Origin of the sequence: Methylobacterium sp. J-092 (assembly GCF_022829325.1) — a bacterium.
In the GTDB taxonomy this organism is placed as follows: domain Bacteria; phylum Pseudomonadota; class Alphaproteobacteria; order Rhizobiales; family Beijerinckiaceae; genus Methylobacterium.
Genome location: NZ_JAKSXU010000053.1, coordinates 1 through 22,677 on the forward strand (window position 1 = coordinate 1; position 22,677 = coordinate 22,677).

At 63.2% G+C, this 22,677-nt stretch carries 16 protein-coding genes and 5 pseudogenes; 12 read left to right on the forward strand and 9 right to left on the reverse strand.

Translation table 11 applies throughout. The annotated features are described in order from the left end of the window. Positions 1-472: pseudogene (locus tag MKK60_RS04025) on the reverse strand (transposase); the annotation flags it as partial. An 818-nt stretch (positions 473-1,290) separates the two neighbouring features. Between MKK60_RS04025 and MKK60_RS04030 the strand changes: the two are divergent. The 4 genes from MKK60_RS04030 (at position 1,291) to MKK60_RS04045 (ending at position 6,054) form a co-directional block, all read left to right on the forward strand. After that, on the forward strand, positions 1,291-1,665 hold the full coding sequence (locus MKK60_RS04030) for a capsular biosynthesis protein (RefSeq protein WP_243984012.1): 375 nt from the start codon (positions 1,291-1,293) through the stop codon (positions 1,663-1,665). 4 nt (positions 1,666-1,669) lie between these two features. Further along, the gene (locus MKK60_RS04035) at positions 1,670-3,277 is read left to right on the forward strand and encodes an aminoglycoside phosphotransferase family protein (RefSeq protein ID WP_243984013.1); all 1,608 of its coding nucleotides are present in this window, start codon (positions 1,670-1,672) and stop codon (positions 3,275-3,277) included. Then, positions 3,274-4,029, forward strand: a complete 756-nt coding sequence (locus MKK60_RS04040; protein WP_243984014.1) for a capsular biosynthesis protein — start codon at positions 3,274-3,276, stop codon at positions 4,027-4,029. Before MKK60_RS04035 ends, MKK60_RS04040 begins: the two co-directional genes overlap by 4 nt. 153 nt (positions 4,030-4,182) lie before the next feature. Then, positions 4,183-6,054 carry a WavE lipopolysaccharide synthesis family protein gene (locus MKK60_RS04045; protein WP_243984015.1) on the forward strand — a complete coding sequence of 624 codons (1,872 nt, stop codon included), beginning with the start codon at positions 4,183-4,185 and terminating at the stop codon, positions 6,052-6,054. Positions 6,055-6,229: 175 nt separating this feature from the next. On the opposite strand, the pseudogene MKK60_RS04050 reads toward MKK60_RS04045, so the two are convergent. Further along, a pseudogene (locus MKK60_RS04050) lies at positions 6,230-7,143 on the reverse strand (IS3 family transposase); the annotation flags it as partial. 72 nt (positions 7,144-7,215) lie between these two features. Between MKK60_RS04050 and MKK60_RS04055 the strand changes: the two are divergent. Beyond that, positions 7,216-8,259: pseudogene (locus MKK60_RS04055) on the forward strand (IS110 family transposase). Between the two features lie 260 nt (positions 8,260-8,519). On the opposite strand, the pseudogene MKK60_RS04060 reads toward MKK60_RS04055, so the two are convergent. Beyond that, positions 8,520-8,801, reverse strand: a pseudogene (locus MKK60_RS04060) (transposase); the annotation flags it as partial. A gap of 329 nt (positions 8,802-9,130) precedes the next feature. Between MKK60_RS04060 and MKK60_RS04065 the strand changes: the two are divergent. From MKK60_RS04065 to MKK60_RS28395, 4 genes are all read left to right on the forward strand, one after another. Continuing rightward, positions 9,131-9,529: a transposase gene (locus MKK60_RS04065; protein WP_409567362.1), complete on the forward strand. Its 399-nt coding sequence runs from the start codon at positions 9,131-9,133 to the stop codon at positions 9,527-9,529. After that, entirely contained in the window at positions 9,465-9,599 is a 135-nt protein-coding gene (locus MKK60_RS28640; protein ID WP_409567363.1) for a hypothetical protein, read from the forward strand. Before MKK60_RS04065 ends, MKK60_RS28640 begins: the two co-directional genes overlap by 65 nt. A 771-nt stretch (positions 9,600-10,370) precedes the next feature. Further along, on the forward strand, positions 10,371-12,479 hold the full coding sequence (locus MKK60_RS04075; protein WP_243984016.1) for a hypothetical protein: 2,109 nt from the start codon (positions 10,371-10,373) through the stop codon (positions 12,477-12,479). 315 nt (positions 12,480-12,794) lie between these two features. Then, positions 12,795-12,917, forward strand: a complete 123-nt coding sequence (locus tag MKK60_RS28395; protein WP_279603970.1) for a hypothetical protein — start codon at positions 12,795-12,797, stop codon at positions 12,915-12,917. Positions 12,918-12,932: 15 nt separating this feature from the next. Here MKK60_RS28395 and MKK60_RS04080 read toward each other — a convergent pair. Continuing rightward, positions 12,933-13,602 (reverse strand): annotated as a pseudogene (locus MKK60_RS04080) (IS630 family transposase); the annotation flags it as partial. 176 nt (positions 13,603-13,778) lie between these two features. Here MKK60_RS04080 and MKK60_RS04085 point away from each other — a divergent pair. Further along, complete coding sequence (locus MKK60_RS04085) at positions 13,779-14,321, forward strand: TetR family transcriptional regulator (RefSeq protein WP_243984017.1); 543 nt, start codon at positions 13,779-13,781, stop codon at positions 14,319-14,321. Positions 14,322-14,331: 10 nt separating this feature from the next. Here the strand turns inward: MKK60_RS04085 and MKK60_RS04090 are convergent, their stop codons facing one another. From MKK60_RS04090 to MKK60_RS04100, 3 genes are all read right to left on the reverse strand, one after another. Further along, positions 14,332-15,867 carry a malonate--CoA ligase gene (locus tag MKK60_RS04090; RefSeq protein ID WP_243984018.1) on the reverse strand — a complete coding sequence of 512 codons (1,536 nt, stop codon included), beginning with the start codon at positions 15,865-15,867 and terminating at the stop codon, positions 14,332-14,334. A gap of 46 nt (positions 15,868-15,913) precedes the next feature. Continuing rightward, the gene (locus tag MKK60_RS04095; protein ID WP_243984019.1) at positions 15,914-17,317 is read right to left on the reverse strand and encodes a malonyl-CoA decarboxylase; all 1,404 of its coding nucleotides are present in this window, start codon (positions 17,315-17,317) and stop codon (positions 15,914-15,916) included. 182 nt (positions 17,318-17,499) lie between these two features. Further along, positions 17,500-17,730: a hypothetical protein gene (locus MKK60_RS04100; RefSeq protein ID WP_405043614.1), complete on the reverse strand. Its 231-nt coding sequence runs from the start codon at positions 17,728-17,730 to the stop codon at positions 17,500-17,502. A 299-nt stretch (positions 17,731-18,029) separates the two neighbouring features. Here MKK60_RS04100 and MKK60_RS04105 point away from each other — a divergent pair, with 299 nt between their 5' ends. After that, positions 18,030-19,211, forward strand: coding sequence for an MFS transporter (locus MKK60_RS04105; protein ID WP_243984020.1), 1,182 nt, complete (start codon positions 18,030-18,032; stop codon positions 19,209-19,211). Here MKK60_RS04105 and cobD read toward each other — a convergent pair. After that, positions 19,204-20,232 (reverse strand): threonine-phosphate decarboxylase CobD, encoded by a 1,029-nt coding sequence (cobD, locus tag MKK60_RS04110; RefSeq protein ID WP_243984021.1) that lies wholly within the window; start codon positions 20,230-20,232, stop codon positions 19,204-19,206. The genes MKK60_RS04105 and cobD overlap by 8 nt on opposite strands. On the opposite strand from cobD, the gene cbiB reads away from it, so the two are divergent. Then, positions 20,212-21,201, forward strand: coding sequence for an adenosylcobinamide-phosphate synthase CbiB (gene cbiB / locus MKK60_RS04115; protein ID WP_243984022.1), 990 nt, complete (start codon positions 20,212-20,214; stop codon positions 21,199-21,201). The genes cobD and cbiB overlap by 21 nt on opposite strands. Here cbiB and MKK60_RS04120 read toward each other — a convergent pair. After that, positions 21,135-22,514 carry an MFS transporter gene (locus tag MKK60_RS04120; RefSeq protein ID WP_243984023.1) on the reverse strand — a complete coding sequence of 460 codons (1,380 nt, stop codon included), beginning with the start codon at positions 22,512-22,514 and terminating at the stop codon, positions 21,135-21,137. The two genes, cbiB and MKK60_RS04120, sit on opposite strands and share 67 nt — an antisense overlap. Between the last annotated feature and the right edge of the window lie 163 nt (positions 22,515-22,677).

Here is a 22,677-nt window from a genome sequence, read left to right on the forward strand (position 1 = left end):
TGCGTCCGTAGCTCATCGCCTTGTGGCGGGAGGCGTTGGCCTTCACCTTGGTCCCGTCCACCGCCACGTGGGCGAACTGGACCAGACCAGCCGCACGGCACAGGCGCAGCACCTGCACGAACAGGTCCGACAGGGCCACGAGGCGGCGCTTGCGGAAGTTGGCGATGGTGCGGAAGTCCGGCCGGTTCAGCCTGGGCACCGCCATGAGGTCGACCCGTTCCTCGCAGGCCCGGGCGAGCTAACGCGAGGAGCACAGGCCGCGGCTGTAGCCGTAGAGCAGCAGCGCCACCATCGTCCCCGGATGGTAGGGCGAGTAGCCGCGCTCCTCGGTGTAGGTGTCGAGGATGGCCGAGAGGTCGAGCGCTTCTAGCACCGTGTCGCGGACGAAGTGCGCCAGGTGCCCGGGCGGCACGAACTCGTGCAGCGAGGGCGGCAGCAACCAGCCCTGATCCACATCCCAGGAGCGAAACACCCTGGCCGTGAGCCGAGTGAATCACCCTCTGACCTCGCCATCGAAAGCATTACTCGGACGGGCTCTTGGACATGGTATCCACCCCTTTCCAGGGTTCAGGATGCTTGAAGAATTTGTGAAAAGCGCGGCACAGTCGGTGAGTCATGGTCGCCCACGCACTCGCCATGGAACTTGCTCATTCACAGCGTGCTTTGAAGAGGGTAGGGACTCGCCGACACCCCCGAAGCGACTGCCGCCGAGAAAAAGGCGCCCACGTAGCCGCACAAAAAAAAGCTCGGCCCGCGTGATTGAATTCAACAATCACGCCCCCCCGCACAGCCCCGATCACAAAATCGTGTACGCGGTCATCCCGCGGGGTTCAAGTTCAAGTCGGATCGCCGCCCCGTTCCCGCGGCAACGATCTCCTTCTCAGGGAGGTGACCAGCCGCCTGCATTGGTTGAAGCATTGGCAGATCGTTGTCGCAAGGGCCGCCGCGAGAAAGGCAGGCTCGCTCCGGTCGCTGTCTGCACCCTGTCATGAACTGATGATACAGGTTGTTGCTGCGATGCCGGCGCAGCGCTCTTCAGAAGGTTGCTGTGGCGAAGGCGGGGCCGGCCGGTTGCTCGGTGAACGCCCCACGGCTTCCAGCACCAAGAGGTCGTCACCGAAGCCAGGAATCCCGTTCCTTCATCGCGCATGATTCGCTTCGACATCCCCATACGCGTGGCGCATGGCCTTCACTAGGGAGGCCTCCTGCCCTCGACGGCAACGGGTATTGCGGCAAAGGTTGGCGTCTTATATTCGTGTCCCAAGCCGTACCCACATATGAGGAAGTTCGTTGAAGCGTCTTGTGATCGATCTCGACGACACCCTGACCGTGCCCGATGCGACGCGTTCCTACGCCGACAAGGAGCCCAATCTGCCGCTGGTTGCGAAGTTGCATGCGTACAAGGCCATGGGCTTTGAGATCATCATCCAGACAGCGCGCAACATGCGAACCCACAACAACTCCATCGGCAAGATCAACGCGCAGACTCTGCCTGTCATCATCGCTTGGCTGCACGAGCACGCTGTTCCCTACGACGAGATTTATGTCGGCAAACCGTGGTGCGGACTTGATGGCTTCTACGTCGACGACCGAGCTGTGCGGCCGTCCGAGTTCGTGTCCCTCACGCCTGATGAAATCCAGGCGTTGTTTCGGACGAAGGCTTAAGACCATGGCAAGCCTACAACTCATAACCTCGGCGGCTTACGTTAACCAAGAACTCGTCGCGGAGTTCGGGCAAATTCCGCCAGCCTTCCTGCCGATGGGTACGGCTCGGCTTTACGAAATGCAGGTCGCACATCTAAAGTCCAGCGACCTGATCCATCTCACGATCCCTGCGAGCTTCCAGCCGCAGCCTCATGACATGACGCGCCTAAAGGCGCTAGGTATCCTCCTCGTGCCCGTGCCGGACGAGCTGTGCCTCGGTGAGTCAATCGTCTACGCACTCAATTACGTCGGCGCGCCGCACGGGCCGGTTACTATCCTGCACGGCGACACACTTATCGAGGACGTTCCGGCTGAGGCAGTGGATGCAATCGCCTCCCACGGAGAAGGCGATGATTACTCCTGGGCGGCCATCGACTTAGAAGATGGAGGGGTCATAGGGCTGGAGGTGATTGCCCCCGGCACCGGGCACGAAGAGGGTCGCCCGATCGCTTGTGGCTACTTCACCCTCGGCAGCACAACGTTGCTCATCCGCTCTATCACCCGGGCGCGCGGCGACTTCATCAAAGGGTTGAACTTGTATGCTCAGGAGCGAAGCCTACGGGCGGTCCCGGTCACGCGGTGGCGCGACTTTGGTCACATCCAGAGTTATTTCCGCTCCCGACGGCAGATCAACACGGCGCGGAACTTTAACACCGTGCAGATCGGCCCGCGCATTGTGCGTAAGACAAGCCGCGACGGCGAGAAGATGACTGCGGAGGCCTCCTGGTTCCGCAACCTGCCGCCGGAGATTCAGCCTTATAGTGCCCGGTTCCTAGGCGATGGACAGGACGAGAATGGCTTGTTTTACAACACTGAGTACCAGTACGCGCCGACGCTGTCGGAGCTGTTCGTGTTTTCCTCAATCGGCCGTCCCACGTGGCGCAACATCCTGCAATCCTGCCAGGAATTCCTCGACGCCTGCGCTGGCCGTTCTGGGCCTGGATCTGGCGATGCGGCGCTGGCGGAACTGGCCGTAGACAAGACCCTCGCGCGGCTGGAGCGATATGCGCGTGAGACAGGCTTCGACATCGATCGGCCTACCCGCCTCGACGGCCGCCCACTCCCGTCCCTGCTTCGCATCGTCGAGGAGACGGTGGCCCTCATCGACCTCCGTTCAGGGCGCCCTGAAACGGTGATGCACGGGGACTTCTGCTTCAGCAACATCCTCTACAACTCGCGCGCCGGCCGGATCTCGGTCATCGATCCGCGTGGTTACGTGAGGCAGGGCGTGCCGTCGCAGTTCGGCGACCTGCGCTACGACCTCGCGAAACTGTCTCACTCGATCGCCGGCTGCTACGATCACATCATCGCCGGCCGCTACAATCTTCGCCAGGACGACACCTACAGCTTCGAGATCCTGTTCGAGACCAACACGCACCACGCTTGGTTGCAGCGGGCGCTCGCCGAGTTGCGGGTTGGCTCAGTAGTCTCCAGCAGCAGCGAGGTTCGTGCGCTGACCACGGGCCTATTCCTGTCCATGCTGCCGCTGCACGCCGACCGGCCCGAACGGCAGCGAGCCTTCATCGCCAGCAGTCTGCGCCTTTATTCCGAACTCGATAAGGCCGCACTATGATCGTCATCCCGATGGCCGGGCTCTCCAGCCGCTTCACGGCGGCGGGTTACGACCGGCCGAAGTACATGCTTTCGCTGCATGGAAGCACAGTCTTCGCGCATGCCGTCGGCAGCTTCTCGGCGCTGTTTTCCACGACGCCATTCCTGTTCATCGGGCGCCCGATCATGGGCACCGAGTCTTTCCTACGAGCGGAATGCGCCACCCTAGGGATCGCTGATGCGCGCATTGTGATGCTGGACCACGAAACCTCGGGGCAGGCTGAAAGCGTGGAATTGGGCTTTCTCCGCGCCGGGGCCGCGTGCGACGAGCCGATGACGATCTTCAACATCGACACCTTCCGCAAAGATTTCGCGTTCCCCGACGCCCTTTGGTACGAGCGTTCCGCTGGATACCTTGAAGTCTTCCGCGGCACGGGTGCCAATTGGTCTTATGTCGGTCCGGAAGCAGGGGCGGACGAACCGTTGGTCGCTAGGACGACTGAGAAGGACCCGATCTCAGATCTATGCTGCAATGGATTGTACCACTTCGCCGCAGCAAAGGACTTCCTGTGGGCGCTAAGCCGCGAGCGCGAGGCACCGTCGGCTCCGGAACTCTACGTCGCGCCGCTGTACAATCGCCTGATTGCCATCGGAAAAAGGATCCACTACCGGCTGGTGTCCACCGACCGGATCACGTTCTGCGGGGTCCCATCAGAGTACGAAGCTCTGCTGCAGACGGAGCGTCCGCGGGGCGCAGACAACAGATTTCCCTGAGCTTCGGATAATTGGCGTTGCGACAGGAACGCCAACGAGACGACCGTCCGATGGGGCGAGCAATTGTCTTGTGCCGGCTAAACAAGCCAGTCCTGCCTACCTGCGGCGCACCTCGTGTCTCGAGCCACCATGTCAATTCATCCCTCGCCCTAGTTGTCTTACGTAGACCACCTTCTCCGCGCGGCCGCCATCACCACGACAGACGAAGGCACCGATGAAATGCAAAGTAGTTCAATCGAACCCGATATAAATTGGGACGAAGATGGAACGATAAGCATCGTCATACAAGGCCCGATATTTGCGTCCAACCTCATTGAAGCCGCTGTACATAGCCAACACTGGCGAGACTTATTTACAAAATCAGAAATCATATTTTCTATATCCATAACAGATTGTTTAGTTCGAGTCGAACCAGAAATAAAATCGCATTCGTTTCGACTTTCTGACGAATTTAGGGATAATACTCAACTACAGATAGCATTTAAAACCCTGGATGCATGTTGCAATGAGATCTCCCTGTCTGAGGGCGCATTGCCTTTGCCGCCGATCAAATCATTTTTGAAGCGCCCAAATAACGTCAACCTTCAAATTAGTGCAGCCAGGAATGGTCTCGCGCGGGCAAACAGTAAATTTGTCCTTCGGATCAGAAGCGATGTCGTTTTTTCAAGCCGTCAGTTCCTCGATCAATTTATCCAGGGCATGTCACTGCCACGAGGCCGTGCGGCGGTTCTGCAGCAACGAGTTCTCATATCCTGGTTGTATACCCTCAATCCTTATACGCACGAGCGATTACCCTTGCATTTCAGCGATTGGTTTCATTTTGGGTTGAGAGAGGATGTGCAAGCGCTCTGGGATGTGCCGGCTATGACCTTCGCCGACAGCGTTTATTACAAGACTCACGACGTGCCCCCTCACTCAAATTATGAAGAGCGAACCATCGTTCCAAGGCTGGCCGTCGAACAGCACGTTATGTACAATGTTTTTACAAAACATTTTGCTGATCTTCGTCTCAACTATCACAATGATGACACTTCGATAGTACTATCGAATGAGATATTAATCGATAATTTCAATGTTTGCGATATTATTTCTGCTGGATTGATTTTTGAGAAATACGACGAAGCACTCCGCCAGGATCTCAATAACATTATCTGCGTCAACCGCGTTGACTGGATCGCAATGGCGTCCTCAAAATCCGAGCCTCGCGACAAGATACTCCAAGATAATCTACTAATATACCAAAACGGGCACAATGTTAGGTTTCCCTTGCAGCTGACGACCAATCAATTGTCGACCAAGACTGGCATAAAGGGAGTCGGATACATAGCAACAAGGCGGGAAGATGGCTTAGCTATTTTCGGTCCCCATATCAAGTTACCGCCTGGTCAGTATAAAGCTGTCATCCATGTATCCCTCGCCAAAGGAATTGGCTGGTTGGAATTCAAAGCCACACTGGACGATGGGAGAACTGTGCTGTCTAATACTTATATTGACCAACCTTCAATGACGGATTCACAAATCGAGATCGCTTTCGATATCCTGGGCAAGGCCGGGGAGAGATTCGAAATACTTTGTGAAACTCGCGCGATAGATGAGTTGGTGATCACCGGCGTAACGATCCAAGAACGCAGCATTGATGCCGAGATCCGCCCATGCCGCTCGTTCCGGGGTGGAGGTGGGGGGTTGAATACGCGCATTGATCAATCCGTTACTGGTCTTCTGCAAACGGGAGCAAAAATGGGCGTCTTGTGTTTTGGTCCTTACATCGCGTTGGAGCGAGGAGACTATCGCGTCACCTGGAAATTGTACTATAATCGAACTTTCGGCTGTTCAAGATTCGACATTACCTGTAATGGAAGTAAGAAAATAATTCGATCGAACAAAAAATTTTTTATGAGCAAAGTGGCTACCGAGGTCACCTCAAGGTTTACATTAAAATCGACGACTGAGAACGTAGAGTTTCGTGTCATGGTAGATCAATACGCTGATTTTGGAATCGACCAGGTATTGTTGGAAAAGCAGTAATTCCTAGAAAACTAGATGTGTAAGTTTTCTAAATTTGTGACTGTCGCCGATCGGCCCCCACGAGGTGAACCAATAGTGAAGTTATTTCTCAGTAAGCCGTGCGGCTACAGGTAGCTTGGCCGGCGGAGCTGGTCGGTGAACTGGCCTGCCCCCATTCGGTAGCCCAGTTTCGAAGTTAGTGCATCGTCGATCGCGTGACGATGGCGGGTTGTGCGAGCGGCGCTGAGCTGCTCGGTTCCGTTGGCCAAATGACGACCTCCGGCGCAGGCGGGTGGTAGCCGAGCGACGAGTGCGGCCGGATGCTATTGTAGTGCCGCCGCCATTGTTCGATCACGACGCTGGCCTCCTCGAGGGTGTAGAACACCTCGCCGTTGAGGAATTTATCACGCAGCTTCGCGTTGAAGCTCTCGCAATATCCGTGCTCGCACGGACTGCCCGGTTCGATGTAGGCGGTCGTCGATCCAACCGCCGCGATCCAGTCCTGTACAGCCTTGGCAATGAACTCCGGCCCGTTGTCCGAACCGACATGACCGGGCACCCCGCGCAAACTGAACAGATTCGAAAGCACATCAATCACGCCCAGCGCCTTCAGCTTACGGGTGACCCGGGTGGCCGGGCACTCGCGTGTGAACTCGCTGCGCGGTCCTTCGGTTCATCGATGACGTTCTACATCCGGTATTTGCGCCCATTGTGCGTGCGGTGCTCGACGAAGTCGTAGGACCAGACGTGGTCAGGCCGCTCGGGCCGCAAGCGAAGGCAGGAGGCGTCGTTCAGCCAAAGGCGTGCCCGCTTTGGTTGGCGAGCCGGGACCTTCAGCCCTTCACGGCGCCAGATGCGTTCGACGCGCTTCACGTTCACCGTCCAGCCGTCACGCCGGAGCAAGGCCGTAATTCGACAGTAGCCGTAGCGCCCGTACTGGAGAGCCAAAGCAACGATGGCAGCCGTTAGAGCGGCCTCGTCCTCGACTAGGACGGCGACCTTGCGTTGCGTCGAACGACGCTGCCCCAGGACGCGGCAGGCGAAACGTTCGGACACACCGTGCTCGGCAACTACGTAAGCGACACAAGCCCGGCGGCGAGCCGAGCTCAGATGGGGTATTCGGGGTGCGTCGCGCTGTGGAAGCGGCATGATGGTGCTTCGATCCAACCTTGGAGCCCTGCCATGGACCAGCAGCACCACGTCGGCCTCGATGTTTCCGTGAAGGAGACCGCGATCTGCATCGTCGATCCCCACGGCAAGGTCGTGCACCGCGCCACCGTCGAGAGCCATCCCGAAGTTATCAGCCGGCATCTCATCGACCTCGGGCACAGCTACGGGCGGGTCGGCCTGGAGGCGGGGCCGCTCTCGCCTTGGCTCTACGCCGGCCTGGTCGAGGCCGGGCTCCCGGCGATCTGCGTCGAGACCCGTCACATGCATGCCGCCCTCTCGGCGCGCATCAACAAGACCGACCGCAACGACGCCATGGGCATCGCCCAGATGATGCGGGTCGGCCTGTAAAAGCCGGTCCACGTCAAGACGCCGGCCAGCCAGCAACGGCGCCTGCTCCTGACCTCGCGCAAGCTCCTGCAGCGCAAAGCCTACGACATCGAGAGCGACCTGCGCGGCCAGTTGCGCAACTTCGGCCTCAAGGTCGGCGTCGTGGGGGCTGCCGGGTTCGAGCAGCGCGTGCGCGACCTCGTGCTCGATCTGCCGTTCGTCGCGGCCGTGGTCCTGCCGCTGCTGGAGGCACGCTCCGCGCTGCGGACCCAGCTCGCCAAGCTGCACAAGATGCTGTTGGATCAGGTCCGTACCGATCCGATCTGCCGGCGGCTGATGACCGCGCCCGGCGTCGGGCCGATCGTGGCGTTGACCTACCGCACCTGCGTCGACAATCCGGCTCGTTTCGGACGCTCGCAATGCGTCGGAGCGCATTACGGCCTGACGCCGCGGCTCTACCAGTAAGGCGAGACGATGAGGATCGGACGGATCTCGAAGTGCGGGGACACGATGATGCGTGCCGCGCTGTATGAAGCCGCACTCGTCCTGCTGACCAGCCCGCGCGGCCGGTGGTCCTCGCTGAAGGTCTGGGGACTGGCGGTGGCCAAGCGCCGGGGCATGCAGAAGGCGCTCGTGGCCGTCGCCCGCAAGCTGGCAATCGTGCTGCACCGCATGTGGCGCGACGAGACGGACTTTCGCTGGTCGGCCGCGACCGTCACGGCGGCCTGAGGCCCGCACACCAGCATAACGCAACACCGAGCTCCTCCGGCGTGGAGGAGGTCCCTGTGGGGACGACGGGAGCGGGTGAGACCGAGGAAACTCGAGCGTCGGATCTGCCGAGCGCGCGGCTTAGATGGCTCCGCCCACTCCCTCTGATCCCATCATGAGGCGGCCCACGCCGACCTCGGAGAGAAGCAAGAACTCCACAGGACCGTTCACGCGCCGAACCAGGATGCGCACGAAAGAGAGTTGACCGATGAACCCCGAACAGAGAAGAAGTTTCCCGAGGCTGCCTCCTTCAGGATAAGCTTCTCCAGGGTCAGATCCGAGATCGCCCAACGAAGACGCTGATTCTCCGTCTCCAGAGACTTCAGCCGCTTGACCTGGTCACCCTTCAGACCGCCGTACTCGGAACGCCAGCGGTAGTACGTGACCTAGGTCACCTCGATGGACCGGATTGCTTCAGCAACTTTGCGGCCCTGCGAGACCAATACATCAACCTGGCGCAACTTGGCGACGATCTCTTCAGCCGTATGCTTCTTCCGTCCCATGAAACATCCTCCAAATGGCTCGAAGCCATACCTCAGGGAGGATCACTTTTCAGGAGGCAGGCCACTGCGGCTTCTAGCGGGAGTGCCTTGTCGATGTTCGAGGAGTCGCCCGCACCGTCCAGGCCCTTGCGAAGGCGCGGAAGCGGGTCGATTTCTTCGATCGCTTCAAAGCGAACAGTACGTCGAACTGCCCGGCCTTCAAGGCCTCCAGCATAGTGGACGCGGTCCGCAGCGGCCTCCGGGCAGCGGCAAGCGCTCACACCGCGGCGGGGCGCACGCTCGCCAACACCGAGGTCGGGTTCAACGAGCAGCGCACCACCGCCGAGGCGATGGTCCAGATATGCATAGTCCACCTCCTGCGTCACAGCCTCGACACGTCTCCTACAAGCTCCGCAAGGCCGTGGTGCCTGCGCTCAAAGACATCTTCGCCCGCTCGACCCCGCCACCTGCGAAGCAGCCTCGACGGCTTTCGAGTCAGGCAAATGGAGCCGGAAATACCCAGCCATCGCCCAGAACTGGCGAAGAGCCTGGAGCAAAGTGATCCCGTTCTTATTTTTCCGGGCGAGGTCCGGCGGATCCTGTACACCACGAACGCCATCGAGGCCCTGAACGCCACGCTGCGCCGGTCCGCGCGCCCGGGGTCAGTTCCCGACCAACGAAGCCGTGCTGAAGCTGCTCTACTCGGTCTTGAACCGATTCGACAACGAGTACAAGTTGGGCCCGCGTGAGTGGGTCATGGCCAAGTCGCGGTTCGCCGTCATCTTCGGCGAGGGCTTCACCCGAGCCACGGCGAATTGATGATTAACCGGCCGCCCCCATACAAGATTCTCGATAATCCCAGGCCCCAGTGGTGATCGAGCAATGGCGGATGTGCGATACCACCCACAGACCGCAATCGTCGCTCGGCTACCAGCCAGGGGTGCCAAAGGTCGTCATCTGGCCAACCGAACCAAGCCGATCAATGCCGTCCGCTCGCTCTGCCATCGTCACACGACAGACTATGCGCTAACGTTGTACCTGGGCCACCGGATGGGGGCAGGCCACCGTCAGGGTGGTTGCGCCGTATCCACCGCGTTGGGTCTGTTTGGATCGCTCAAGCGTGAAAGCCGTTTCATGTCCCGTATTCCCGTAACCGCTTTCACCACCTGTATGGTCAAAACCCTCTCCGTCCCAGCTAAGGCAGCTAAGATGAAGGTTCAAGTGCCCGACCGGTCCAATAACTTGATGTACCGAGCGCTGTCCGGCTCAATTAGTTATCTGCGTTGATCAATTCTGGTCATGCCCGCTCGGTGCTGCGACTCTACGCGACGACTAAACCCACCAGCGACCCCACCGGTGGACTAATGCCCGCCGGTGCGGTCGGGCGGCTCGTGCAACATTGCCGCTTCGGGCATCATACTAAACCCGGACTTCTTTTATGACCAGAGGAGTTCCAGGGAGCGAGTCACGGCTAACACGTCCTCAACAAGCTTAGGAACGATTATTTTGAACGCCTCATCATTCGATTACTCTAACGCTCTTACGATCGTTACGCCCAGCTTCGAGAAGCATTTTCTACAGTTTGGGCTCATGGTGGCGAGCCTCAACGAGCATTGCTGCGACCTCGACCGAGTTGAACTACTGCTGGTAGTCGAAGCGGTTAATGAGCCAATGTTCGCCGAGTTGCTCGCGCGTTATCCAATGGTGCGTTCGCGGATTCTGGTGACCGACGACATTCTTGCGGGTTTTGGTATCACCGAAAAGCCTTCTGCCTTTCTGCACCGGATCGGCAAGTTCACATTTCAAACACTGAAAAAGCTTGGCGCCTTAAGTAGCGTTCAGACCGCATGGTCGTTGGTATTGGATAGCGAGAGCCTGTTTCATAAACCATTTCTAATGATGGATCTTTTGGAAAACTACCGCACCCAGCGGTATGTCTTTTACACAAACACCGGCCCACGCGGACTATTGTGGGAGCGATCCACCGGCCATCAGGTGACGCGCAACGCGGCGGCAGCTCTCGGCATCGCTCCGCCTAATCGCTGGTACATGGAATATTTTCACTGGTTCTATGAAACGACCAAAGTTATTGACATGGTTCAAAACCGTTTGGGCCGCGCTTTTTTTGAGCGAATCGGGCATCTCAACCAAAGCCAAATTGATTATTTTGAGAACATTCTTTATTACCTGTATCTTCAACAAAGTCACGCGTCCGAGTATAATTTCATCGACTTCAAAATCGTAATAGACCAGTTTCTGCCTTCAGAAGTCGCAGCCCGGTTTCGACTCGACGAACTGCCCTTCTCTCTATTCGGCAACGAATATCTTCTAAACATTCTGACACCGCGCGATATTAGTACATTACTGCCGCTCTTCAATTATTATAAATTGCCATTCATACGACTTGAGCCTCCCTTTTTCAGTACGCGCTATTTGCCTGAGCTGAAGGCGCTGCCAAGTTTTGTTGCCACAATTTCGTCACACCACGCTGCATGGCTAAAGAAAAAAATCGCGGTTTGTATAAGTGGTGAATTTCGGCACATAATTCACCGCACGCCTGAACAGCAGGTGCGTCATCTTCTCGGCTTTCTTTCAGGTGTAGATTGCGATATCTACCTGCACGGCTGGCATAATACCAGCGAGGCACTAATAATTGATGAATTAAAGCCACGCGCTTACCGTTTCGAGAATCGGCGTAGCTTCGTCGCGATGGAACGGCGGATTGCGATCACTGAGCCAAATATTAAGCCCGGTCGCGACGCTGGCAGCCTCGCCATGTTTTACGGCATGGAGCAGGCGCATGAACTAATGATGGAAAATGCCGGCGAGTACGATTATGTGCTACGCATTCGGCCCGATCTTTACAGCGAACTGTCGCTTAAAGAGATGCTAGTGCGAATTAGCGACGAGGGCGATCTTCTTGCGGGCACAGTCTACGTTCCGCGCCAATTCCACTCCAAAGGCATTAACGACCAGATCGCGCTCGGGCCACTGCGCGAGATGGGGATCTATGCGACCACATTCAGCGCGCTTAATCATAATATTGAACAAGTGTTCTTCAACCCAGAAGCCGTGCTGCTACGTCGCCTTCTAGAAAACAATGTGGGGTTGGCTTTAGTCGACATGCCCTTTTCATTGATGAGAGAAGTCCCGTTCAAAATTGGAACTATTGCTGATCACTTGCATCGCCAGCATCATGTCTGGTGGTCAAGGACGGAAAACCTGCCACTCTATCAAGATCTTTCCGCTTTCTTTGCGGATAAGCTTGCGGCGATGGAGGCGATGATGATCGGATCGATACCTGACCTCATTTATATCCGTGCTCCGCAACGGCATGGTAGCCGCTCGGCCGTGATTCGCGCCAGGAATTTCGATAATGATCCCTCGCGTGTAGCCAGCGCGCTTGTCCCCTCAAGCTGGGGAGTGTGGAACTTTCGCCCTTTTCAGCTAGCAAACGGGCAGATCGAACTGCTTTCAGAAGCTGTCGATCGTCTACTGTTTATTTTTCCAAGAGGTGCTAATTTTGTAGTTGCTGAATGGAGGATGGAAGGCGGGCGCTTATCTGTAAACCGCCTTGTTGTGCCTCCTGCGGACATCTCCGCTAAAGCACGCTTATTTGGTATTCGAATTAAGCTGGCATTTTGGTTAGAAAACCGCCGCCGTCGACCAAGTATGTGGCGTCGCGTTTTCCGGCGCTAAGTGCTCTGCTGCCTATAGTAAGTTTTGATGTTGGATAATATGACATTTTTGTTTGTCTTGATAATGTACGATCCTCAGACGCTACTGGTCTGAGCTTGAGTTCTGACGTCGTCCCGACTTGTTACTACTCAGACTTAGAGTCTTTGAAGTACATGACTGGTGTTTAAGTGAATGGCAACGTGACCCTGGGCATGCCCCGGGCCACGTCGGCCATCAACTTGAGCGGGAGTGCTTCCCGTCAAGCTGGAGTGGGGCCCGACGGTGCCGTAGTCGTGGCACTGAGGGACCATCACGTCTCTGCACAGCATCAGTAGTGTGACGCTGTACGAGTTGGAGGCCAAGTACAGTGGTATGGATGCATCGCTGGAGCGCGAGCTGAAGCCGGCGGAAGAGAAGAAAAGCTGGCTGTCGCCGGCATGCATGACAATGCTGCATTAGAGCAGCATCTGATTGGGTTGCATCATAAGCGTCGTATTCCGCGGCAGCGATGTATTTTCGGCATTCCCTGATTATAAGGCGTTGAAGGCGTTTCTGATGACGTCCCAAAGGTCTGCAACGAAGCGCTTTGCAGCCAATCAGAGCACAGTCTTCAGCTTGGCGAAGGCCCTCTCGATCGGGTTGATATCAGGGGCTGTAGAGCAGCAGGTATAGCAGCGGGGTACCGGCGGCCTCCATGGCCTCGCGCACGTCTTTGCTTTTGCGGGTCGAGAAGTTGTCGAGGATGACGGTGTCGCCCTGCCTCAGTGCAGGGTCCAGCGTTTTGACGACGTAGGCACGGAAGCAGTTGCCATTCGTGGCCCCGTCGAAAAGCGCGGTCGCGATCAGACCGCAGGTGCGCTGGGCGGCCTTGACAGTGGTTGTCGTCCAATGTCGAAACGGCGCCGCGAACCCGAAAGGCTCGCCGCGCGGGGCGCGTCCGTAGCGCCGGACCATGCTGGTGTTGGCCGCGGTTTCGTCAAGGAACACGAGGGCGTCTGGGTCGAGGTCAAGTTGCCCCTCGAACCACCCTATGCGGGCGGCTTTCCCGTCCTCCCAATCCTGCTCGGTCGCGTGCCCAGTGTTTTTTTCGCGTGATGCCATGACGTCTGAAGAAGCGTGACAAGCTGCTCACTCTAACCCGCAGACGGTCGAACGGGCGGTACCTCGTGCTGGCGGCAACGACCAATGCGGTGGAAGCGTCTGACGATAGCGCGACCGTGGACTGCTTTAGATGACCCGTCGCATCCATATCAGATGCTACGCGTTAGCGTATCGTCCGCCGGACTGCGCGGCGGCCGCCCGTGAAACGAGGTGACGAAGATGCCGAGGGTGTCTCAGGAGCAGGCGCGGCTGAACCGGCAGCGCGTCGTCGAGGTGGCGTCGGCGCTGTTCCGCCAGCGCGGCCTTCACGGCGTCGGGGTCGCCGACATCATGGGGGCGGCCGGCCTGACGCATGGCGGGTTCTATGGCCAATTCGCCAACAAGGACGCCCTGGCCGCCGAAGCCTTCGAGTGCGCGATCAAGGAGGAATACCGCGGCAACCTCGACAGCCTAGTCGGGAACTACCTGTCGCTCGGGCACGTCCAGGCGCCCGAGAAGGGGTGCCCGCTCGCGACCCTGGCCAACGACGTCGCGCGGGAGCCCTCGGGTAGCCCGGTGCGTGCGCGGTTCACCCACGGGGTCGAACGCCTCGCCGCCATCCTTGCCGACCTGACGCCGAAGGCCTCGCGCGAGCGCCGCCGGCAGCGTTCGCTGGCGACGCTGTCGACCCTCGTCGGCGCCGTCGTCTTGGCTCGGGCCGTGGACGACGAGGCGCTTGCGAACGACCTGATCGACGCCGCGCGCGCTTCGGTCGCCGGCTGAAACCTGCTGATCAGGACGTCTTCGACGCGTCGCGATACAAATCGGCGTGGCGATCCCGCAGGGCGTTCTTCTGGACCTTGCCCATGGCGTTGCGCGGCAGGTCGTCGGCGAAGAGAACCCGCTTCGGGCATTTGAACCGGGCGAGGCGGCCTTCGAGATGGGCGAGCACCGCCGCCTCGTCCGGAGCGTCCTTCGAACCCACCACGATGGCAGTGACGCCCTCGCCGAAATCGGCGTGCGGCAGGCCGATCACCGCCGATTCGACGACGCCCGGCATCGCGTCGATCTCGGCCTCGACCTCCTTCGGGTAGACGTTGAAGCCGCCGGTGATGATCAGGTCCTTGCCGCGCCCGACGATGTGGACGTAGCCGCGGGCGTCGACCTTGCCGAGATCGCCGGTGACGAAGAAGCCGTCGACCTTGAACTCGGCCGCGGTCTTCTCGGGCATGCGCCAGTAGCCCTTGAACACGTTCGGGCCCTTCACCTCGATCATCCCGACCTGCTCGGAGCCGAGCGGCGCGCCGGTGTCCGGGTCGACGACGCGCAGGGCCACGCCGGGCAGCGGGAACCCGACGGTGCCGGCGATGCGCTCGCCCTCATAGGGGTTCGAGGTGCTCATGTTGGTCTCGGTCATGCCGTAGCGCTCGAGGATGGCGTGACCGGTGCGGGCCCGCCACGCGGCATGGGTCTCGGCCAGCAACGGGGCCGAGCCGGAGGTGAACAGCCGCATGTGCGCGGTCGCCGCCTGCGTCAGCCCCGGATCCTTGAGCAGGCGGGTGTAGAAGGTCGGGACGCCCATCATGCTGGTCGCCCGCGGCATCAGCTTGAGGATCAGCCCGGCGTCGAGGCGCGGCAGGAACAGCATGCTGCCCCCCGACGCCAGCACCGTGTTGATCGCGACGAACAGGCCATGGGTGTGGAACACCGGCAGGGCGTGGATCAGCACGTCGTCGGCGGTGAAGCGCCAGGCCTCGACCAGCGTGCGCGCGTTCGAGGCGAGGTTGTCGTGGCTGAGCATGGCGCCCTTCGAGCGCCCGGTGGTGCCGGAGGTGTAGAGGATCGCGGCGAGATCCTCCGGATCCCGCGGCACGTCGGAGCACTCCGAGCCCTGCGCGTCCGCGGCCTCGGCGGCGCTGCCCCGGCCGGCGGCATCGAGGGTGAGCACGCGGGTGGTCCCGGCGTCCCCGGCGACCGGCACCAGCGCCTCGCGCTTGGCCGGGTCGCAGACGAACAGGGCGGGCTCGGCGTCGCCGAGGAAGTAGGCGACCTCCGGGGCGGTGTAGGCGGTGTTGAGCGGCAGGAACCCCGCGCCGGCGCGCACTGCGCCGAGATAGAGGAACACCACCTCGGCGCTCTTCTCCACCTGCACCGCGACCCGGTCGCCGGGGCGGACGCCCGCGGACACCAGCGCGTTCGCGTAGGCCCCGCTGCGCGCGAGCATGTCGGCGTAGCTGTAGCGGCGCCCGTCGGGCGTCTCGATGAAGGTGCTGGCCGCCGGATCCGCCGGCAGGGCCCCGCGGATCAACGCGAAGAGATGATTCGTCATGACACAACGCTCAGCGAAACGGATGATCGGCGGCGGTCCACCCGCCTCAGGCCTCGGCGAGCGCGACGGAACGCGGCGGAGGCAGGTTGGCGCGCAACTCGCGTGAGACCGCGCCGGACGCCGAGACCGTGCCGAGGTTGGCATAGGTCTCGTGGTTCTTCTCGATCGCCGACAGGTCGTAGAGGTAGTTGACCATCAGGCCATGGGATTGCCGCAACCCCTTGCTGGAGACGTCGCCGAGGAAGTTGATCCGCTCGAGGCGCGCGCCGTTGCCGAGATGGAAGCGCGCCACCGGGTCGAGCGGGCGGCCCCGCTCGTTCTTCGCGCGGAGGAAGTAGGCGGCCGCCGCCGGCAGCAGCGCCTTGCGCACGGCATCGGACTTCGCCTTGTCGGTCGCCCAATCCGGCTCGTCGAGCAGGCGAAGCGCCTCGACGTCGTCGCGGGTCAGGCCCTGCGGCGCTTCCGCCCGGCGCTCGCGATCGAGCCAGCGCGCGAAACCCGGAACCGGCGAGAGCGTGACGAAGGTCTTCAGGGTCGGGATCTCGCGGGCGAGGTCCTCGACCACCTGCTTGATCAGGAAGTTGCCGAAGGTGACGCCGGCCAGGCCCTTCTGGCAGTTCGAGATCGAGTAGAAGATCGCGGTCGTGGCGGATTTCAGCGGGAGCGGATCGCGCGCCTGCGACAGGATCGGCGCGATCGCCGGCGCGATCGCGCTGGTCAACGCGACCTCGACGAAGATCAGCGGCTCGTCGACGAGTGCCGGGTGGAAGAACGCGAAGCAGCGCCGGTCCGCCGGCTCGATCCGGCGGCGAAGGTCGTCCCAGCCGGCGATCTCGTGGACTGCCTCGTAGCGGATGATTTTCTCGAGGATGTGAGCCGGCGTCGTCCAGTCGATGTGGCGCAGCACCAGGAAGCCGCGGTTGAACCACGAGGCGAACAGGTGCTCGAAGTCCGAATCGAGGCTGTCGGCGGCGTCGATCAGGTTGGGCTCGCCCTCGTCGCGCAGGATGCGGCGCAGGTCGAACAGGTCCTCGCGCATCCGGACCAGGCTCAGCGTGCCGTCGCGGGCAAGGTTGAGGCGGCGGATCAGTTCCTGGGAGCGCGGCTCAGCCGCCTCGTGCAGGTGCCCGAGGCGTGCCCGCGTCGGGTCCGAGCGATAGGCCTGGATCGCGGCGTCGACCGCGTCGTGGTCGGCATCGAACTCGACGGCGATCAGGCGCAGGAAGGCGTGGCGCTCGTCGGTGCCGAGCGTCGCGTAGCGGTCGAGGATCAGCCGCGCGAGGGCGACGCCCGATGCCTCGCCGCGGCGCGAGATCAGGTCGTCGCAGAGCTTGACCAGCTCGGCGGCGTTGGCCCGTGCGGCGAGATCGCCGCGGCCGAAGCTGATGAGGTCGCGACCGCGGTCGCTGATGGTCTGAAGGAGATCGCCGAAGAAAGAGATCGCCGCCATGGATCGCCGTCCGCGTCTCGCCTCGAAACCGGCCGCCGCGGAGGCTCCGGTCGTCCCGCACGGCGATGCCGGCGGCCCCACCGTTTACGGTGTGACCGCGCGCAGGGCCAGACCCTCCGTGAGGCCGCGAAGGCCGAAGCGGAACTCCGGGACGTCGTGGCCGGCTCCGCCGTGAAGGGCGCTCAGCGGCGCTCGTCGCCGGCCTGGGCCACGACGGCGCTGTCGGCACGCTCGCGCCAATCGCCCAGGCCGTATTGCCGGGCGAACTTCAGCTCGGCCGCCCGCCGCGCGCGATCGGGGTCGCGGGCACGCTGGATCTCGACGGATCCGATGGTGAACGGAAGGCCGAAGATCTGCTTCTCGAAATCCACCCGATAATTCGGCATGCAACCCTCTCTCGTCGTGTCGGTCACGCTCCGCCGCACGAATCGGTGCCACCAATCCTATGAACGGCATCAGAACCTGAATCGCCGCGATCGCCAAATCGATTGCCAGCAATCGACCCGCGCGTGGAACATCGTCCGTGGACGAAACATATGCAGGCGCAGCGGAATCGAAACCGGGTGCGCCACTCCTACGCGGCCGTGCCCTGCGCGCTCCGCCGTTGTCACCCGCCCGGTCGGCGCCTAGGCCGACCGCGATCCCTCGCAACCAGAGATACGAGTCTCATGCTCACAGAGCCGAACCGCTCGCGCGCCACGGAGCCCCGCTCGTGAGCGACATCCCCGTGCCGCATCCCGACCTGAGCACGAAGGCGCGGCTCGGGCTGACGCTGATCGCGGGCGGGGCGGTGGCCAACATCTACTACAACCAGCCGCTGCTCGGGCTGCTGGTGGCCGATTTCGGGCCGCGCGCCGCCTTGTGGGTACCGACCGGCTGCCTCGTCGGCTACGGCCTTGGCATCGTCGGGCTGGTGCCGCTGGGCGATGCCTGGCCGCGGCGCCAGCTGATCATCGCGCAGCTTCTCGCGCTGAGCGTGGTGCTCGTCGTCGCCGCGCTCAGCCCGAACCTGCCGATCCTGGCGCTCGCCAGCCTCCTGATCGGCTTCCTGTCGTCGGCGGCGCAGCAAGCGGTGCCGTTCGCGGCCGAGCTCGCGCCGGACGCCACCCGCGGCCGCATCGTCGGGCAGGTGATGACCGGCTTGCTTTCCGGCATCCTGCTCGCGCGGACCGTCAGCGGCTTCGTCGGCGCGCATCTCGGATGGCGGGCGGTGTTCTTCGCCGCCGCCGTGGTCTCGCTCGCGATGGCTGCGGTCGCGGCCGCGACCCTGCCCCGGACCGCGGCGAAGCGCCTGCGCTACCGGGCACTGATGCTGTCGATCCTGCACCTCGCCAGGACCCAGCCCGTGCTGCGCAACGCCAGCCTGTCGCAGGCGCTGCTGTTTGCCGCGTTCAACGCGTTCTGGGTCACCCTCGCCCTGCTGGTGGAGGCCGAGCCGTTCAACCTGACCGCGGCCGGCGCCGGGCTGTTCGGCGTGATCGGCGTCTGCGGCGCACTCGTCGCGCCGGTCTCGGGCCGCTTCACCGATCTGCGCGGCGCACGACCGGTGGTCGTGGGCGGAAGCCTGCTCGTCGTGGCGGCGTTCGCGGTGCTTTGGGCCGGCGGCACGTGGTCGCTCGCCGCCGTCGCCGTCGGCGTGCTGTTGATCGACATCGGCATGAACGGCGCGCTGATCGCCAACCAGACCCGCGCCTACGCCCTCGTCCCGGGCGCGCGCGGACGGATCAACACCGTGCTGTTCACGGCGATGTTCGTCTTCGGAGCGATCGGCGCCTATGCCGGATCGCAGGCCTTCCTGCTCGCCGGCTGGGGCGGGGTCTGCGCGGTCGGCATCGCCTTCGCCGTCGCCGCCCTGCTCGTCGCCGTGCTCGACCGGCGCCCGACGATCATCTGAGAATCCGCGACAGGCGGCACCAGGCGTTCCTGTCGGCGGGCAGCCCGAAGCGCAGGCGCGCCGGCGCCTCGGCGAAGCGCCGGACGTGGATTCCGGCCGCCCCGAGCCGCCGGAACAGGCCCGGCGCATCGGCAAAATCGGCCGTGCGGAACAGGACGGTTCCGCCGACCGGCGTCCCGCCCGCCCGGGCGATCATGCGGTCGAGGCGCCCCGCATCGGCGGCGCGGGCGGCTGCGGCGTCGCGGCGCCACGCGGCATCGTCGAGGGCGGCGCGGCCGATCGCGAGCGCCGGCCCGGCGACGGCCCAGGGCCCGAGCGCCCCCGCGATCCGGCGCGCGATCCCGGCTTCCGCCACGGCGAAACCGAGCCTGAGGCCGGCGAGCCCGTAGGTCTTGCCGAACGAGCGCAGGATCACGAGCCCCGGCCGCAGCCGCGGGCACAGGCTCTCGACGGCTTCGAGATCGGCGAAGGCCTCGTCCACGACGAGCAGGCCGTTGCGGGCGGAGAGGACTTCGGCGAGGGCGAGCAGCGTGGAAGCCGGCCACGTCCGCCCGTCGGGGTTGTTGGGATTGACCACGACCACGACCTGCGCGGTGCCGACCGCTTCGAGGCATGGCACCGCCGAGACGGCGTGCCCGGCCCGACGCCACGCCGCCGCGTGCTCGGCATAGGTCGGCCCGACGACGCAGACCGCGCGCGGCGAAACCAGGCGGGGGATCGTCTCGATCAGGATCTGCGTGCCCGGCGCCGGCACGATGCGGTCGGGCGCCGCCCCGTAGGCGCGGGACGCCGCCTCGCGGAGCGCGGCATGGTCCGCGGCGGAGGGCAGCCGGTGGAACAGGCTGGCGTCGATCGCCGGGCAGGGATAGGGGACCGGATTGATCCCGGTCGAGAGGTCGATCCAAGGCTCCGGCGCATCGGGAAACATCCGCCGCGCCGCATCGAGGTCGCCGCCATGGGCGATCGGCTCCGCCTCGGGCCTCCCCGGACCCCAGACGCCATGTCCACCGCGCTCGCTCATCCGCCCGATACGCTCGCCATCCTCGCCCTCGCCCTCGCGATTGAGGCGGCCTTCGGCTATCCGGACGCGCTCTACAGGGCGCTCGGCCACCCTGTCACCTGGATCGGCCGGGTGATTGCCGCCCTCGACCGCGGCCTCAACCGCGGCGGCCGCACCGCGCGGCGGCTCGGCGGGATTCTCGCGCTCGCCGTCCTCCTCGCCGGCGTCGGCGCGACCGCCCTCGGTCTCACCCTCGCGGCGGGGCTGGCCGGGCCGCTCCCGGCGATCGCGCTCATCGCCCTCCTCTGCGCCAGCCTGCCGGCCCAGCGCAGCCTGTACCAGCACGTCGCCCGGGTCGCGGAGGGGCTGCGCGGCGAGGGCCTGCCGGGCGGCCGGCGCGCGGTGTCGATGATTGTCGGGCGCGATCCCGAGAAGCTGGACGAAGCCGGGATCTGCCGCGCGGCGATCGAGAGCCTGTCGGAGAACTTCTCCGATGGCATCGTCGCGCCGGCCTTCTGGATCGGGCTCGGCGGCCTGCCGGGCGGCGCGCTCTACAAGGCGATCAACACCGCCGACAGCATGATCGGCCACCGCACCCCGCGCCACGAGGCCTTCGGCTGGGCTTCGGCCCGGCTCGACGACCTCGTGAACCTGCCCGCCTCGCGGCTCACCGCCCTGCTGATCGTCGCCGCCGCCGCGATCCATCACGGTGCCTCGCCGGGCGGCGCCTGGCGCGCGATCCGGCGCGACGCCGGCCGCCACCGCTCGCCGAATGCCGGCTGGCCCGAGGCCGCGATGGCTGGCGCGCTCGGCCTTCGGCTCGCTGGCCCGCGGGTCTATGCCGGCGTCGCGGTCGAGGATGCCTGGATGGGCGACGGCCGCGCGGCGGCGGCGGCCGACGACATCGAGCGGGCCCTGCGCCTCTATCGAACCGCCTGCGTGCTGCTGTGGGGGCTCGCCGCCGGCGCGACCGGGCTCGCCATGCTCTGATCGGCGGCGCGGCGGCCGGCATCGCGCCGCAGGGCGCCGAGCACGACGAAGACGAGGCACGAGCCGACCACGAGGCAGGCCGAGAGGAAGATCATCGGCACGAGGTCGCTGCCGCTTCGGTCGCGGATGATCGGCACGGCGTTCTGGGCGATGAAGCCGCCGAGATTGCCCACCGAGTTGATCGCCGCGATTCCGGCCGCGGCCGACGCGCCCTTGAGGAAGGTCGGCGGCAGCGACCAGAACACCGGCTGGGCCGAGAAGATGCCGGCCGCCGCCACGCACAGGCAGGCGAACTTCGGGATCGAGCCCGGCACCACCAAGCTCAGCGCCAGCGCCGACGCGGCGACGAGCCCCGGGCCGACCACGTGCCAGGTCTGCTCGCCCGTGCGCGCGGAATGCCGCGGCACCCACCACAGCGCCAGCCCGGTGACGACCCACGGGATGATGTTGATGAAGCCGTTGACGGTATTGGTGACGCCGAAGCTGCGCACCACCGTCGGCAGCCAGTAGCTCAGGCCGTAGGCGGCCAGCGGAAACGCGACGTAGACGCTGGCGAGCATCCACACGCGCCGGTCGAGGAGCGCGGCGAACGGGTTGCCGTGCTCGACCTTGCCGCCGGTCTCGCGCTCCTCCCGCAGCGTCCGGCCGAGCCAGTCGCGGCCGGCGCGATCGAGCCAGGGCGCCTTCTCCGGCCCGTCCGGCAGGACCACCAGCACGATCACGGCCAGCAGCAGCGCCGGCACGCCGGTGCTGACGAACACCCACTGCCAGCCCTTGAGCCCGAGCGCGCCGTCGAGGTCGAGCAGCGCGCCGCCGATCGCCGCGCCGACGCCGTTGGCCACCGCGCTCGCGATCATGAACCAGCCGATCATCGCCGCGCGGTGCTTCTGCGGGAACCACAGGGTCAGCACGAACAGCACGCCGGGGAAGAACCCGGCCTCGGCGACGCCGAGAAGGAAGCGCAGCCCGTAGAACATCGCCGTGTTCCGGGTGAAGCCGAGCAGCACCGTGATCAGGCCCCAGGTCGCCATGATCCGGGTGAACCACAGGCGTGCGCCGACGCGTTCCAGGATGACGTTGGCCGGGACCTCGCACAGGAAATAGCCGAGGAAGAACAGCGACGCCCCGAGCCCGAAGACGCTCTCGCTCGACCCGAGGTCGCCGACCATCTGCAACTTGGCATAGGAGATGTTCTGCCGGTCGATATAGGCGATCAGGTACATCACCCCGAGCAGGGGCATCAGCCGCCAGGTCACCGTCGCGATCGTGCGTCGGGCGAGCGCGTCGTCGGCCGCGGTCTCGGTGGGCGTCATCGGGCGTTCCTCGCGTCCCGGCGGTCGATCGCGACCGGCCGCGCTTGCGCGCGAGACTAGGCCCCGCGGCGGCGCGTGCCTATCGGCCCACGGCGATTCCCGACAGCCCGGGATGCCTGCTCGCGGACAGGACCCGCCCGGGTGTCATGCCCGATGCGCCTCA

Coding starts and splice junctions, on each gene's coding strand:
- MKK60_RS04095 (WP_243984019.1), bottom strand. CDS start 17,317: ATGGCGGCGATCTCTTTCTTCGGCGATCTCCTTCAGACCATCAGCGAC.
- MKK60_RS04075 (WP_243984016.1), top strand. CDS start 10,371: ATGGTGGCGAGCCTCAACGAGCATTGCTGCGACCTCGACCGAGTTGAA.
- MKK60_RS04065 (WP_409567362.1), top strand. CDS start 9,131: ATGGTCCAGATATGCATAGTCCACCTCCTGCGTCACAGCCTCGACACG.
- MKK60_RS04035 (WP_243984013.1), top strand. CDS start 1,670: ATGGCAAGCCTACAACTCATAACCTCGGCGGCTTACGTTAACCAAGAA.
- MKK60_RS04040 (WP_243984014.1), top strand. CDS start 3,274: ATGATCGTCATCCCGATGGCCGGGCTCTCCAGCCGCTTCACGGCGGCG.
- MKK60_RS04085 (WP_243984017.1), top strand. CDS start 13,779: ATGCCGAGGGTGTCTCAGGAGCAGGCGCGGCTGAACCGGCAGCGCGTC.
- MKK60_RS04120 (WP_243984023.1), bottom strand. CDS start 22,514: ATGACGCCCACCGAGACCGCGGCCGACGACGCGCTCGCCCGACGCACG.
- MKK60_RS04090 (WP_243984018.1), bottom strand. CDS start 15,867: ATGACGAATCATCTCTTCGCGTTGATCCGCGGGGCCCTGCCGGCGGAT.
- cobD (WP_243984021.1), bottom strand. CDS start 20,232: ATGAGCGAGCGCGGTGGACATGGCGTCTGGGGTCCGGGGAGGCCCGAG.
- cbiB (WP_243984022.1), top strand. CDS start 20,212: ATGTCCACCGCGCTCGCTCATCCGCCCGATACGCTCGCCATCCTCGCC.